14 protein-coding genes and 1 tRNA gene are annotated in these 14,099 nt (G+C 66.1%); 7 read left to right on the forward strand and 8 right to left on the reverse strand.

Annotation, left to right across the window (positions count from 1 at the left end; translation table 11 throughout):
* Nucleotides 1-27 precede the first annotated feature (27 nt).
* Nucleotides 28-1,215 carry a CmlA/FloR family chloramphenicol efflux MFS transporter gene (gene cml / locus AC5P66_RS13055; RefSeq protein WP_099494898.1) on the reverse strand — a complete coding sequence of 396 codons (1,188 nt, stop codon included), beginning with the start codon at nucleotides 1,213-1,215 and terminating at the stop codon, nucleotides 28-30.
* A 253-nt stretch (nucleotides 1,216-1,468) separates the two neighbouring features.
* A complete protein-coding gene (locus tag AC5P66_RS13060) occupies nucleotides 1,469-1,921 on the reverse strand; it encodes a PA2169 family four-helix-bundle protein (protein WP_005419568.1) in 453 nt (150 codons plus the stop codon).
* 467 nt (nucleotides 1,922-2,388) lie between these two features.
* Here AC5P66_RS13060 and AC5P66_RS13065 point away from each other — a divergent pair, with 467 nt between their 5' ends.
* Complete coding sequence (locus AC5P66_RS13065; RefSeq protein WP_049438521.1) at nucleotides 2,389-3,030, forward strand: glutathione S-transferase family protein; 642 nt, start codon at nucleotides 2,389-2,391, stop codon at nucleotides 3,028-3,030.
* A 22-nt stretch (nucleotides 3,031-3,052) separates the two neighbouring features.
* Here AC5P66_RS13065 and AC5P66_RS13070 read toward each other — a convergent pair whose 3' ends face one another.
* Nucleotides 3,053-3,460, reverse strand: a complete 408-nt coding sequence (locus tag AC5P66_RS13070) for a hypothetical protein (protein ID WP_049411944.1) — start codon at nucleotides 3,458-3,460, stop codon at nucleotides 3,053-3,055.
* 46 nt (nucleotides 3,461-3,506) lie between these two features.
* Complete coding sequence (locus AC5P66_RS13075) at nucleotides 3,507-3,926, reverse strand: H-NS histone family protein (RefSeq protein ID WP_317987335.1); 420 nt, start codon at nucleotides 3,924-3,926, stop codon at nucleotides 3,507-3,509.
* Between the two features lie 118 nt (nucleotides 3,927-4,044).
* Here AC5P66_RS13075 and AC5P66_RS13080 point away from each other — a divergent pair, with 118 nt between their 5' ends.
* Together AC5P66_RS13080 and chrA are read left to right on the forward strand one after the other, a co-directional pair.
* Nucleotides 4,045-4,443 carry a DoxX family protein gene (locus AC5P66_RS13080; RefSeq protein WP_049411940.1) on the forward strand — a complete coding sequence of 133 codons (399 nt, stop codon included), beginning with the start codon at nucleotides 4,045-4,047 and terminating at the stop codon, nucleotides 4,441-4,443.
* Between the two features lie 86 nt (nucleotides 4,444-4,529).
* Nucleotides 4,530-5,939, forward strand: coding sequence for a chromate efflux transporter (chrA, locus tag AC5P66_RS13085; protein WP_258390905.1), 1,410 nt, complete (start codon nucleotides 4,530-4,532; stop codon nucleotides 5,937-5,939).
* Between the two features lie 660 nt (nucleotides 5,940-6,599).
* Here the strand turns inward: chrA and AC5P66_RS13090 are convergent.
* The 4 genes from AC5P66_RS13090 to dtd all read right to left on the reverse strand — a co-directional run bounded on the left by AC5P66_RS13090 (nucleotide 6,600) and on the right by dtd (nucleotide 9,677).
* A tRNA-Ile gene (locus AC5P66_RS13090) sits at nucleotides 6,600-6,675 on the reverse strand.
* A gap of 40 nt (nucleotides 6,676-6,715) precedes the next feature.
* A complete protein-coding gene (locus tag AC5P66_RS13095; RefSeq protein ID WP_495216407.1) occupies nucleotides 6,716-7,027 on the reverse strand; it encodes a hypothetical protein in 312 nt (103 codons plus the stop codon).
* A 265-nt stretch (nucleotides 7,028-7,292) separates the two neighbouring features.
* Nucleotides 7,293-9,146: an RNA polymerase sigma factor RpoD gene (gene rpoD, locus AC5P66_RS13100; RefSeq protein ID WP_495216409.1), complete on the reverse strand. Its 1,854-nt coding sequence runs from the start codon at nucleotides 9,144-9,146 to the stop codon at nucleotides 7,293-7,295.
* Nucleotides 9,147-9,236: 90 nt separating this feature from the next.
* Nucleotides 9,237-9,677: a D-aminoacyl-tRNA deacylase gene (dtd, locus tag AC5P66_RS13105; RefSeq protein ID WP_049411932.1), complete on the reverse strand. Its 441-nt coding sequence runs from the start codon at nucleotides 9,675-9,677 to the stop codon at nucleotides 9,237-9,239.
* Between the two features lie 61 nt (nucleotides 9,678-9,738).
* Between dtd and AC5P66_RS13110 the strand changes: the two genes are divergently transcribed.
* The 4 genes from AC5P66_RS13110 to AC5P66_RS13125 all read left to right on the forward strand — a co-directional run bounded on the left by AC5P66_RS13110 (nucleotide 9,739) and on the right by AC5P66_RS13125 (nucleotide 13,991).
* Entirely contained in the window at nucleotides 9,739-10,659 is a 921-nt protein-coding gene (locus tag AC5P66_RS13110; protein ID WP_049438517.1) for a lauroyl acyltransferase, read from the forward strand.
* A gap of 87 nt (nucleotides 10,660-10,746) precedes the next feature.
* Nucleotides 10,747-11,883 (forward strand): GTP cyclohydrolase II RibA, encoded by a 1,137-nt coding sequence (gene ribA, locus AC5P66_RS13115; protein WP_049411925.1) that lies wholly within the window; start codon nucleotides 10,747-10,749, stop codon nucleotides 11,881-11,883.
* 72 nt (nucleotides 11,884-11,955) lie between these two features.
* Nucleotides 11,956-12,456 carry a PH domain-containing protein gene (locus tag AC5P66_RS13120; protein ID WP_005419594.1) on the forward strand — a complete coding sequence of 167 codons (501 nt, stop codon included), beginning with the start codon at nucleotides 11,956-11,958 and terminating at the stop codon, nucleotides 12,454-12,456.
* A complete protein-coding gene (locus AC5P66_RS13125) occupies nucleotides 12,453-13,991 on the forward strand; it encodes a PH domain-containing protein (RefSeq protein WP_099494894.1) in 1,539 nt (512 codons plus the stop codon). The genes AC5P66_RS13120 and AC5P66_RS13125 overlap by 4 nt, the downstream gene beginning before the upstream one ends.
* Nucleotides 13,992-14,099 lie beyond the last annotated feature (108 nt).

Genomic DNA, 14,099 nt, shown 5'->3' on the forward strand with positions numbered 1-14,099 from the left:
GCCGCCCCTTTTTTCCACCGGCCGAGGCTAGCGGCGGCCGCGCAACATCGCCGCGGCGACCAGGCTGGCCACTGGCAGCAACAGCCCATAGGCCACCAGCGGCCATACCGTATCGCCCGGCAGCAGCACCGTAGCCAGTGTCCCGAAGCAGGCCACGAGCAGGCTCTGCATCGCGTAGTAGAGCGCCACCGCCGTACCCGACGCATCGGCAAATTCACTCAACGCGCCGTTGGCAGCCACCGAAACCACCATCACCAGCCCCACCGCGATGCCCCACATGGGCAGCACGACGCTGGCGAATGACCGTGGCAACTTCGCAGCGAGCGCCATCACCAGCACACCCACCACCATCACGCACAGGCCACGCACGAAAGTGCCAGGCACTGCCCAGCGTGCAATGAACGTCTTTGCCACGCGCGACGTGAGGATCATCACCAGTGCCACCGTCGCGAACGCCAGGCTGAAGGTGATCTGGGAGTACTGCATGCGCTCGACCAGCACGCGCGGTGCGATCGAGAAGAACACGAAGAACGTACCCATCGCGGCACTGAATCCCAGCGTGTAGACCCAGAAGGCACCACTGCGAAGAATTTTCTGCAGTGCCGGTCCAGCGCCTCTGCGCCCTGCGGGTCGGGTTTCCTGCCACTGGCGTTGCGCGCGCAGGCCGGCGATCAGGCCAAGCACACCCAGCAGCACGAAGATCGCGCGCCAGCCTGCTGCCGCAGCCACCAGTGCGCCCAGCATCGGCCCCAGCGCCGGTACGAAGGCCAGCATCGAAGCGAACAGTCCATACAAGGACGCCCCCTGCGGTGCATCCGCGTACACGTCGCGGACGGTGGCAAACGTCGCTACCAGCGCTGCCGACGCGCCAATCGCCTGCACTGTGCGCCAGGCCAGGAAGATCACGCTGTTGCTGGACAGCGCCAGCGCAAACGAGGCGACAGTGAACAGCAGCGCCCCCAGCAACAGCACCGGGCGGCGCCCGATCCGGTCGGACAACGGGCCGAACAACAACTGGCCCAGGCCCAGCACCAGCAGGTAGATGCTCAGCGTCAACTGCACCCGCGCAGGCGATGCGTCCAACGCGCTGGGCATCAAGGGCACTACAGGTAGATAGATATCCATGGCCAGCGAGGCCAGGATATCGAACGGCGCCATCAGGACAAGCGCCGACGGCAGCGAATGGGCCCAACGCGGGGCCTGTCGATTGAGCATGGGGAGTCTCCGCCAAGAGTGAGTCCGGCGGTGATCCATCCACTTCGCATGCATCGCAGGGATGTTCACCGCAACAACGTCTGCGTCGTTGTTGCGGCTCAGCGAACTGTCTGCGGACCGTTCCCGTTGTTCATGGTGCTGATCGTTGGCAGTGCGGGACCAGCAAGAGTGTAGCAGCGACCGATTCAGGGTGGCCGGGGCAGCGGTGCCGCCCCGGCCGCGGCGGCCCTGGGGAGTGGGCCGCCGCTGATCGTCAGGCCGCCTTCATCGCATGCTTGCGCGCGCGCATCACGTTGTGGCACTCCTGCACTTCCGGCAACAGCTGGGTGACTTCCTGACGTACCGCCGGCGGAAGCTCGTTGTCCTTCAGCACGTCCTTGAACGCGCCCAGCAGGCGGTCTTCCGATTCTTCCAGCTCGGCCACATAGCCATAGTTGGTGTCACCGAAGGCTGCACGCACCTTGCCGTAGAACTGCTGCATCGAACCCACCACGGTGCCATGCTCGGCCGGCTTGCCGCCGCTGGCAGCCACCGAACCGCTCAGCGCCGCGACGATGCGGCCCTTGACGCCGGCGATACGGGTGAACAAGGCCGACAGCTCGGCATCCTTCACCTTGGTTGCGGCCTCTTCGTAGAACGACTTGCCGTCACGAGCGATCTCGATCAGGTCGTTGAGGCGATGTTCGATGGTGGACTGGGTGCTCATGGCGTTGCTCCTGTATCTTCGTTTCAGGGGAGAAAAGCAGCCTCGACTGCGCTGCCTGCGGATCCACTCTGGACACGCCCCTGTGGTTCCCGGGTGAGCAACGATTGATACGCACATCACGTCACCCAACCCGCACTGACTTTTTCACGCGGCGGTGGCGCGTGGATCACATCGAGCGATCCTGGGCAGGGTCACCAAGGGACGAAGAGGATGATCAGCACGATCACCAGGACCGCAACGAGTGCTCCCATCAGCACGTTTCTCTGGCGCCAACTGGGTTTCGGTTTTCCGGGAGTATTCATGCCTGCTACCTGTCTCTGCGGATGACCCCGGCAGACTGATGGATCGGCGACGGTGCGTGCGTGCAGGACACGTGCAGGCGACGTGCAGGGCACCGCCCCCATGTCGATTTTCGGCACACTCGCTCGTCAGACCATCAAAGCCATCCTTGACTGCGGACTGCTCCCATGCCTCCCATCCTCACCGCCTTCGCCACCTCCCCCGACCGCGGCCAGGGCCTGGCCCGTGACATGCGCGTGCGCTGGGCACTGGAGGAGCTGGCCGTAGCCTACGACGTACAACTGCTCACCTTCGCCGAGATGAAGCAGCCTGCACACCTGGCACGGAATCCGTTCGGGCAGATTCCCACCTGGCAGGAGGGCGACCGGACCCTGTTCGAATCCGGCGCCATCGTCCTGCACCTGGCCGAACAGCACCCCGGCCTGCTGCCGCGCGATCCGGACGCCCGCATGCGCGCGCTCATGTGGGTGTTCGCTGCGCTGAACACGGTGGAACCACCCATCGTTGAGCGCTCCATGGCCTGGGTGCTGGAGCGCGAGCAGCCGTGGTACGCGCAACGGCTGCCGATGCTGGATGAGCGGGTTCGGGCGCGACTGGCGCAACTGTCGACATGGCTGGCCAAGGCGCTGTGGCTGGACGGCGAGTTCAGCGTGGGCGACCTGATGATGGTCTCGGTGCTGCTGCGCCTGAAGAGCAGCGGGTTGCTCGACGAGTATCCGACGGTGGCCGCCTATGTGGCCCGCGCGACGCAGCGGCCCGCCTATCAGCGTGCGTTCGCCGCGCAGCTGGCGGTGTTCCAGCACGCCTAGCGCTGCGCCCCGCGCGGAGTCTTCAGCGCAACCTGCGCCGGCAGGCGGCCTGCACCAGCATCAGCTGCGCCACCAGGATCAGCATTGCGCAGCCCGACAACAGCCAAGGGTCGATGTACCACTGCTCATTGAAAGTGAAATCACCGGCGGAAATGCGTTTCCAGCCGTTGAAGTGCTGCATCGCTGCGACCACGAAGGCGAAGCCACCCGCTGTGTACGACAACCAGGGCACGATGAGGCTCCCCGGGCGCGCGAACAGCGTCAGCAGGCCGAGCACGCCGATGACCGTTCGCTGCACGCGGCAGTACGGGCAGACATAGGCCATCCCGCTCCATTCCACCGCCCAGGCCAGCAGGCTGACCAGCACGGCCGCGCCTGCGGCTGTGTGCAGGACTTTCGGCGTGATCGTCATGCCACTCTCGTGTGCCATCCCGTGCTCCTTTGAAAGACCCGGGCAGGGTAGCAGTGCTGCAGCCTCATCCCTTCTTGATGACGGTCCGCTTGCCGATGGTGCTGGTCTTGCCAGCGGTCGGCCTGGCCAAGCCAGGAATCAGGAAATCGGTGACCTTGTGGCCCATTGACACCTTGGACACCAACCAGCGCGGCATGCGCCCGCGACCGGTCCAGGTCAGGCGCTTGTATTCCGGGTCGCGATACTTGGGTGCGACTTTGCCGGATCTACGGCGGGCGGGTTTGCGGGCGGGCGCAGGTGTTTCCGAGGCTTGGCCACCAAAGAGTTCTTCAAGGGTATAGCCGGCTTCGGCGGCGGCGGCCTTCAGCATCCGCCGCACCGCACTGGCCGGACGGCGGCTGGAAATCAGCTGTTTCCGCTGTTCAGCGGCAACCACCAGGGCACCCAGCTCGCGAAGGCTGAGCGATTCAATATCGATCGTCATGCGGGAAAGGTCTACTGCAGCGCGGCAGCTGTCAAGGCGCCTTGTCCGGCGCGTAGACACAGGCTTCACCGCCGGTGGGCTCCGATCGCTCGGGTCGGCCATCTCCGAGGACATCGACGTGAGCACTTCATCGCATTCGCTCGCCTACCTGCTTGCGCGCATCCTGCTGATGGCCCTGTTCCTGGTCTCCGGGCTGGGCAAGCTCGGCGATCTCAGCGGTACCCAGGGCTACATGGAGGCGATGGGAGTACCCGGCATCCTGCTCTGGCCGACCATCGCCTTTGAGATCGGCAGCGGCCTGTGCATCCTTCTCGGCTTGCAGACCCGGCTGGTGGCGGTCGTGCTCGCGGGTTTCAGCCTGGTCACCGCTTTCATCTTCCACCACGACTTCGCCGATCAGACCCAGCAGATCATGTTCCTGAAGAACCTGGGCCTGGCCGGTGGCTTCCTGCTGCTGGCCTGCACCGGGGCGGGACGCTACAGCATTGATGGGCGGAGGCGGCGCACGCAGCTGTAACGCCAGTCCAGGGCATCGAGAGTACCCTCGCCGGATGCGGGAGGCACCGGACCAGGACGATCAACGGCTGACCGCGACTTCCGTCATTGCTGACGGCTGGCTGGCCAACCTCGTCAGGGAATCGTCTCAACGTGAAGCACACAGTGCAGGACACGCAGGATCCGCTGCAGCCACCGCGATCGGTCAGCTTCCGGGAGGCCGTTGCCTTCTGGCTGAAGCTCGGCTTCATCAGTTTTGGCGGTCCCGCCGGCCAGATTTCGATCATGCACCAGGAGCTGGTCGAGCGTCGGCGCTGGATTTCCGAACGGCGCTTCCTGCATGCACTGAACTACTGCATGTTGTTGCCTGGCCCGGAAGCCCAGCAACTCGCCACTTACATTGGCTGGCTGATGCACCGTACCTGGGGCGGGGTGGTTGCCGGGATGCTGTTCGTGCTGCCCTCGCTGCTCATCCTGATCGGGCTGTCATGGCTCTATGTGACGTTCGGTGAAATGCCCGTGGTGGCCGGGTTGTTCTACGGGATCAAGCCGGCCGTCACGGCCATCGTGGTGCATGCCGCCTATCGCATCGGCACGCGCGTGCTGAAGAATGCTTGGCTGCAGGTGATCGCCGCTGCTTCGTTTCTGGCCATTTTCGCCTTCGGCCTGCCCTTCCCGCTGATCGTACTGGGTGCTGCGCTGATCGGTTATTGCGGCGGACGATTCGCCCCACGGATGTTCGGCGTCGATGGCGACCAACGTGCCCCGCAGCAGACGTTCGGTCCTGCGCTGATCGACGACGACACCCCTGCGCCGGCGCATGCGCGCTTTCGCTGGCGGCGCCTGATCGTGCTGGCGGCCACAGGCGCGGCGCTATGGGCGTTGCCCATGGGCGTGTTGATCGCGCTGTATGGTTGGGAAGGCACGTTGACCCAGATGGGCTGGTTCTTCACCAAGGCCGCACTGCTGACCTTTGGCGGCGCCTATGCGGTGCTGCCCTATGTCTACCAGGGCGCGGTGGGCCACTACGGCTGGGTGACGCCCACGCAGATGATTGACGGCCTGGCCTTGGGCGAGACCACGCCGGGACCGCTGATCATGGTGGTGGCCTTTGTCGGCTTCGTCGGTGGGCATGCCGCGCATGCAGTGGGTACTGGTCAGGCATTCCTGGCTGGCGCGGTGGCTGCCAGCGTGGTCACCTGGTTCACCTTCCTGCCCTCTTTCCTGCTCATTCTCGCGGGTGGCCCGCTGGTGGAATCGACGCACAACGAACTGAAGTTCACCGCACCGTTGACGGCCATCACCGCCGCCGTGGTCGGCGTGATCCTCAACCTGGCCCTGTTTTTTGGCTACCACGTGTTCTGGCCGCAGGGGTTCGTCGGCCCGCTCGACTGGCCATCGGCACTGCTCACGCTGTTCGCCGCCGTGGCCCTGTTCCGTTTCAAACGGGGTGTCATCCAGGTATTGGCCTGCTGCGCGCTGCTGGGTTTGGCTGTGTACCTGATGCGGAACTGGTGAGTGAGCGTGCGCGTGGAGCACCATGGGCCGCACAGGGGCGTAGGCCACTGGCGCACAGCCCGGCGAACGTCTGGTGGAGGCGACGTGACTGTCCCTGAAATCCCGTTCGCCGATCTCCTGGGTTCCGGCACGGCCCGTACTGCGGCAGGGTGGTCGGGACACGTTGGCGAAGATCTGGATGGATACCTCTGAACCCGACATTTCCCTGCAGGAGATCAAAGCTCTCCGCCAGCAGTTGGCGGTCCTTCGTTTCGATATTTCAGGCAAGGAGTGGCTCACTGTTGACGAGGCCGCGCACTATTGCGGCAGTCGTCCGGCCAGCTCCGGAAGAACGCTCCTGATCTCGGCCTTGTCCCTGGGAACTTCATGGGCAAGCAGCTCTATGAGAAGAGTGAACTGTATAGGGCTGTTCACAATGCCAGCGACTGGGCCATGCGTGGGCGTGTTGGCTCCAACACTCCATCTGCTGCACCGAGGTCTGCGCGGGTGGAAGAGGCTCGTGCCCGCTTGAGCCGCTGTGACCAACGAAGGGGGAGCCGCTGATGGATCAGGCTAACAAGCTGATGACGCTCGCTCAGGCGGCGGAGCTTTGTGCATGCCACCGGGTCGCGCTGGCTCGACGAAAAAGACACTGCAGATAATTCTAAGTGCCTGATTCGATGGTGGGCCCACCAGGATTCGAACCTGGAACCAAGGGATTATGAGTCCCCTGCTCTAACCGTTGAGCTATAGGCCCTGCGCAGCGCCACAGTGTAGTGGAGGCCACGCTCGATCGGCTACCCGGCAGCAGCCAGAGCCTCAGCAACACGCCCCAACCGCTTCTCCGCCACGTCCACAAACCACATCTGCCGACGCAGATGTGCCTGGAACAGCGCCACCGTCCTCCTGGCCTCTTCCAGTCCCTGCTGATTGTCGCCGCTGAAGCCGGCAAGCAATCCAGCCTCAGACAGCGTCAGCAGCGCATACGTCGTCCGACGTGCAAACCCCAGCGGATCCTCACCCTCATCCCGCATCACCTCATCCCAGTTCAGCAGCAGCGGGAAATCGATTTGCACGGGCTCAGGCATATCGTGCTCCACGTCATTCATGGCGTGACTCCAGATGCATGACGAATCAGTGCCGCAGGCCGCATGTGATGTACGTGACCTGCTGCGCGCTTGCATCAGCGCCGATGAAGATCGGCTTGCCTACGCGATGTGTTGAGCATCTGCACGGTCAGCGTGCGGCCGCCGCGGGACGTAATCAAATGGCAGGTGCGACATCGTCAGGATCCGATCGGCATGGCCGGGAGCTACCAAAGAAAAACCCCGCACCAGGCGGGGTTTCTCTCAACGCTTCAACAGGCGCTGGCTATCAATCGATATCCAGGAAGCTGCGCAGCTGCTCCGAGCGGCTCGGGTGACGCAGTTTGCGCAGGGCCTTTGCTTCGATCTGGCGGATGCGCTCGCGGGTCACGTCGAACTGCTTGCCGACCTCTTCCAGCGTGTGGTCGGTATTCATGTCGATGCAGAAGCGCATGCGCAGCACCTTGGCTTCCCTCGGGGTGAGGCCGGCCAGCACGTCGCGCACGGTTTCAGACAGGTTGATGTTGGTGGTGTTCTCGATCGGGGACTCCACGTTGGTGTCCTCGATGAAGTCGCCCAGATGGGAATCCTCGTCGTCGCCGATCGGGGTTTCCATCGAGATCGGCTCCTTGGCGATCTTCATCACCTTGCGGATCTTGTCTTCCGGCATGTCCATTTCCTTGGCCAGCTCCTCCGGCGTAGCCTCGCGGCCGTACTGCTGGAGCATCTGGCGGGAAATGCGGTTCAACTTGTTGATCGTCTCGATCATGTGCACCGGGATACGGATGGTGCGCGCCTGGTCGGCGATCGAGCGGGTGATCGCCTGGCGGATCCACCAGGTGGCGTAGGTCGAGAACTTGTAGCCGCGGCGGTACTCGAACTTGTCCACGGCCTTCATCAGGCCGATGTTGCCTTCCTGGATCAGGTCGAGGAACTGCAGGCCACGGTTGGTGTACTTCTTGGCGATCGAGATCACCAGGCGCAGGTTGGCCTCGACCATTTCCTTCTTGGCCTTGCGCGCCTTGGCTTCGCCGTAGGCCATGGCACGGCTGATTTCCTTCAGCTCTTCCAGGTCCAGCTGGGTCAGCTTCTCGATGTCGATCGTCGCCTGCTGTTCGGCGATGATCTGGTCCTTCACTTCGCGCAGGGCCGACGACCACTTCTGCTTGCGCTTCAGTGCGTCTTCCACCCACTCCAGGTTGGTCTGGTTGCCTTCCCAGGAACGGATGAAGTCCTTGCGCGGCATGCGCGCGGTGACGGTGGCCAGGTTCAGCACACGGCGCTCATGCGACTTGATGTCGGCCATGGTGTCGCGCAGCTGCTTGGTCAGCACGTCGGTCAGCGGCAGCGGCAGCTTCAGGGTGACGAACACCGCCGACATCTCTTCGCGCAGGCGCGGCAGGTTCTTCTTGTCGCCCTTGGTCGCGGCCTTCTTGAAAGCGTTGAAGGCATCGCTCAGTGCCTGCATGCGCGCGGCGACTTCCTCCGGATCCGGACCGGTCGGTGCGGCTTCTTCATCGCCACCGTCGACATCGTCGTCCTCGTCCTCGTCGCCTTCGGCGTCCGCATCGGCGCTGTCATCGGCAACGACCGCCGGCGGTGCCGGCTCTTCGTCGACCAGGTCATTGAAGCCGACGATCACTTCGGCCAGGCGCTTCTTGCCTTCCTTGTGGGCTTCGTAGTCGTTCAGCAGCGACTCGACCGAGACCGGGAACTGGCCCAGGGCGGCCTGGACCTGCGAAAGGCCTTCCTCGATGCGCTTGGCGATGGCGATTTCGCCTTCGCGGGTCAGCAGCTCGACGGTGCCCATTTCGCGCATGTACATGCGCACCGGGTCGGTGGTACGGCCACCTTCGGTGTCGAGCGCGCTCAGCGCGGCGGCAGCTTCTTCAGCCGCAGTGTCATCGACTTCGCGGTTGCCGGTGTTGCCATCGTTGAGAAGCAGGGTTTCCACATCCGGCGCAACTTCATGGACATCGATGCCCATGCCGTTGATCATGCCGATGATGTCTTCGATCTGTTCCGGGTCGACCATGTCGTCCGGCAGATGGTCATTGACTTCGGCGTAGGTCAGGTAGCCCTGTTCCAGGCCCTTGCTGATCAGTTGCTTGATTTCGGATTGGGCAGGACGTTCGTTGGCCATGTAGTGCTCGCGCCACCGGCTAGGGAGAAATAGGGAACGTAGCATTATACCAGCCCGGGGCCCCGCCTGCCGGGCGGTGGTCCCGCAGGCTCAGGGCCTGAGAAGGAAGGTCACGGGACCGTCATTGACCAGGCTGACGACCATATGGGCACCAAATCGGCCCGTTTCCACCCCGGGCGCGTGATTTTCACGACAGATGTCGACAAATCGATTGAACCCGCGTTCAGCCTCGTCCGGCGGTGCGGCGGTCGTGAAGCTGGGGCGCATGCCCGAACGGGTATCGGCGGCCAGGGTGAACTGGCTGACCAGCAGCAGGCCGCCGCCGGTGTCGCGCAGCGACCGGTTCATCTTCCCGGCCTCGTCGGCGAATACCCGGTAGCCCAGCAGGCGCTCGGCCATCCGTCGCAGCTGGGCCTCGGTATCGCCCGGTTCCATGCCGACCAGGGCCAGCAGGCCGGGACCGATCTGCCCCACCACTTCCTCGTCGACATGGACGGCGGCCTGGCTGACGCGCTGGATCAGGACGAGCATCGTGGGCTTCCAATGAACAGGGCCGGCCACGATAGCAGCGCCCTTGGCTAAACTGGCGCCGATGAATCCGCAACGCAAAGCCCGGCTGGTCTACCGCGCCACCACCCTGTTCGCCCGCCTGCCCTGGCCAGTCCTGCGGGGGTTCGCGCATGCCCTGGCGTGGACGTGGGTTCGTCTCAACGCTCGCGAGAGCCGCGTCACCCGGCGCAACCTGGAACTGGCCTACCCGGAACTGGACGGTCCGGCGCGCGACCGCCTGCACCGCGAGCTGCTGCGCTCCACCGCCCTGCAGGCCATCGAGACTCTGCGGCTGTGGAGCCGGAGGCCGGCCGACAACCTGCACCTGCACCTGAAGCAGCGCCACGGCGAAGCCCTGTACGACGCGGCGCTGGCCAGCGGCAAGGGCGTGATCGTGGCCGCACCCCACTTCGGCAACTGGGAGCTGCTGAACCAGTGGCTGGCCTCGCGCGGGCACATCGCCATCGTCTACAAGCCTCCGGAGGACGAGGCCAGCGACGCCTTCCTGCAGCTGGTGCGCGGCGGCCAGAACGTGCAGCAGGTACGCGCCGAGGGCCCCGCCGTGCGCCAGCTGTTCAAGGTACTCAAGGACGGCGGTGCCACCGGCATCCTGCCCGACCAGCAACCCAAGGCCGGCGACGGCGTGTTCGTGCCGTTCTTCGGCGTGCAGGCACTGACCATGACCCTGGTCAACCGGCTGGCCGAGCGCACCGGCGCCACCGTGCTGTATGGCTGGTGCGAGCGCATCGGGCCGGACATGGAATTCGCCCTGCACATCGAGCCGACCGACCCGGCCGTGGCCGACCCGGACCCGGAGGTGGCGGCCACCGCGCTCAACGCCGGCATCGAGCGCATCGCCCGCCGCGACCCGACGCAGTACCAATGGACCTACAAGCGCTATACGCTGCGGCCACCGGGCAGCGGCGAGGAAGACCCTTACGCGACCGAAGAGCATCCGCACTGACGGTCGCACCACGCGGGCCCGTCCGGCCCCTGCGACCGGCGGCCGCACCACGTTGAATACGACGCCGTCGCCCCCATAGAGACTGCGATGTCCGCCTCCCCCGGTCCTGCCATGCCTGCTGCCTCTTCCCTGTTCGGCGACCCCGCCGCGATCCGCTGCGAACGCGCGGTGGCCGAACTGCGTGCCGGTCGCCCGGTACTGCTCCACGATGGCCAGGGCCAGCGCCTGGCGGTAATTGCACTGGACAGCGCCACTGCCAGCAGCTTCGCGACGTTCGCCGGTGCCGCGCGCGAGCGCCACTACCTGTTCCTGACCGCCACCCGCGCCCGCGTGCTCGGCGTGGAAGCGCCGGAAGGCGCGCGCCTGCCGCTGGCCGGCATTGCCTTCGATACCCTGCCCTCGCTGGGTTACCTGCGCGAGCCCGGCCCGATGCCCGACGGCTGGGCAGCCGGCGACGCCTTCGATGCCGGCGCGGTCGAGCTGGCCCGCCTGGGCCTGCTGCTGCCGGCGATGGTCGCGGTGCGCCTGGACGTGGATGACCACACTTTCGACGGTGCCGCCGAGGTGGCCCTGTGCGACCTGGCCGAAGGCGCAGCACATGCGGCCCACGACTACGAACTGGTGGCGCGTTCGCCGGTACCGCTGCGCGACGTCGGCATGACCACCTTCGCGGTGTTCCGCGGCGGCGTGGCCCAGCGTGACCAGGTCGCGATCATCGTCGGCGAACCGGACCTGTCGGCGGTGGTACCGGTACGCGTGCACTCCTCGTGCCTGACCGGCGACCTGTTCGGCTCGCTCAAGTGCGACTGCGGCGACCAGCTGCGGCGCGGCCTGCGCAAGCTGAAGGAACTGGGCGGTGGCGTGCTGCTGTACCTGGACCAGGAAGGCCGCGGCACCGGCATCGCCGCCAAGATGCGCGCCTACGGCTACCAGCACGACGGCCTGGACACCATCGACGCCGATGCACAGCTGGGCTTCGGTGCCGACGAACGCCGCTACGGCAGTGCGGTGGCGATGCTGCATGGCCTGGGCATTTCGCGCGTGGCCCTGCTCAGCAACAACCCGACCAAGGCACAGCGCCTGCGCAATGCCGGCATCGAGGTGCTGGACTGCATTCCGGTCACCGGCGAGATCACCGCCGAAAACGAACACTACCTGCGCACCAAGGCCGATCGTGCTGGCCACCTGCTGGATGTCGATGCGCTGATCCAGGCTGCCCAGTAACACAGCCGACCTGCTACCGTCTGCGCGGTGCGGCCACCGCCGCCGCTCGCCCTGCCACCTGACGGAGCCCGCGTGACCGACGTCGCCCCCATCGCCCCGACCACCGAAGCCTGGCAATCGCTACCGCAACGTGCCGCCCGCCTGGCCGCACTGGAAGGCGCCTTCGGCGGACTGTTCGTGCCGGGTCTGCCACTGGCCGCAGCTGCCTGGTTCTTCGATCTGCCCGGCGGCCTGTGGACTGCCGCCCTGGGGCTGCTGATCGGCATCCTCTTCGGCGCCTGGCTCGGCCGCCGGCGACTGACCCGCACCCGCTGGCGCCTGGATGACCAGGGCCTGGGCCTGCGCCGCGACCTGATGTGGCAGCTGGAAACCCGCATTCCCATATCGCGCGTACAGCACCTGGACCTGCGCCGGGGCCCGTTGGAGCGCCGCGCCGGCCTGGCCACGCTGATCGTGCACACTGCCGGTACCCGCATGAGCGCGGTCACCGTCAACGGCCTGGATGAGGCCGACGCCGAGCGCCTGCGCGACACCCTCTCGCACCAGCTCGACCAGGACGCCGACGCCCTGTGAGCCTGCCGCCGCCCCTGCCCGCATCGCTGCCTGCCGGTGGCGAGGATCATCGCCTGCACCCGTGGTCGTGGCTGTTCGTGCTGCTGATGCAGCTGCGCCACTACTTCCTGCCGCTGGTCGCGCTGCTGGTGTTCGGCCAGCGTGGCGAGCGCGACCCGATGTGGGCGCAGTTGATTCCACTGTCGGCGATCGCGGCACTGGTGCTGGTCTCGGTGCTGCAGTACCTCAGCTACCGCTACCGCATCGGCAGCGATGCCATCACCGTGCGCAGCGGGCTGCTGGCGCGCAACCGCCGCGAGATCCCGTTCGCCCGCATCCACAACGTGGAAGTGCGGCAGAACCCGTTGCACCGGCTGTTCGGTGTGGCCGAGCTGCGCCTGGAATCGGCCGGCGGCGTGCGGCCGGAAGCCGAGATGCGGGTACTGAAGCTGGACCAGGCGCTGGCGCTGGAACGGCTGGTGCGCCAGCGTGGGCAGGCACCGCAGACCGCCGACGTCGTCGCCACTCCCTCGATCACCGGGGCGGACACCGAACAGGTGCTGCTGCGCCTGTCGAGCTGGGACGTAGTGCGCATGGGCCTGCTCTCCAACCGCGGATGGGCACTGGCGATCGCCGCCTTCGGCGTGCTGTTCCAGACCGTGCCGCGCCCGGTGATGGACGCGGCCATCCAGCGTGGTGGCAGGGAGGCCTTCGGCTACGCAAGCCACCTGCATCCCGGCATGGCCGGCGCCTTCCTGCTGCTGGCCGCAGCCCTGCTGCTGGGCTGGCTGGCGCTGCGTGCGTTGTCGGTGGTGCTGACCCTGCTGCGCTATCACGGCTTCACTCTCAGCGAGCAGGATCGCCGGCTGACCGTCTCGGCTGGCCTGGTCAGCCGAACCCGCAGCAGTGTCGCGCGTCGCCGCATCCAGGCCTGGACGCTGTACGAGACCACCCTGCATCGCTGGTTCGGCCTGCGCCAGCTGCGCGTCGACAGCGCCGCCGGCGGCCCTTCGCGGGACCAGGACCGCGCTCTGCGCGAGCTGGCACCGCTGGCCCCGGCAATGCGCTGCGAGCAGTTGGTGCAGCACCTGTTGCCTCAACTGCAGTGGCCACCGGCGCAATGGCAGTCCATTCCGCAGCGTGGCTGGTGGCGGCTGTGCCTGGGTGCGCTGCTGCTGGTCCCCGTGCTGGCCGCAGCCGCGTACTGGCGCTGGGGATCATGGGGCCTGATCGTGCTGGCCTGGCTGCCGCTGGCGCTGCTGGTGGCACATCGGCAGATGGCGCGCATGGGCTGGTATCTGGATGACCACTACGTCGCCGTGCGCGGCGGCTGGTGGAAGCGCTGGTGGCGCTGGGCCGAGCTGGACAAGGTGCAGGGCCTGCGCCTGCTGCGCTCGCCACTGGACAAGCTGTTGGGCACCAGCAGCCTGCAGCTGGATACCGCCGGCGCGCATGGTGATGTGGCGTTGATCCTGCACTACCTGCCGCAGGCGCAGGCGCAACAGGTGATGGATCAACTGGCGGCCGCGCTGGCGCGGCGCAAGCTGCGCTGGTAGGGAGTGCCGGCCGCTGGCCGGCAACCGCACACATCCCCGAGGTTGCCGGCCAGCGGCCGGCACTACCGCGGCGAGCGGGATCGCGCATCCACGCATGGCGTGTATCCG

The organism is Stenotrophomonas sp. YJH_SMC_122 (assembly GCF_059369535.1).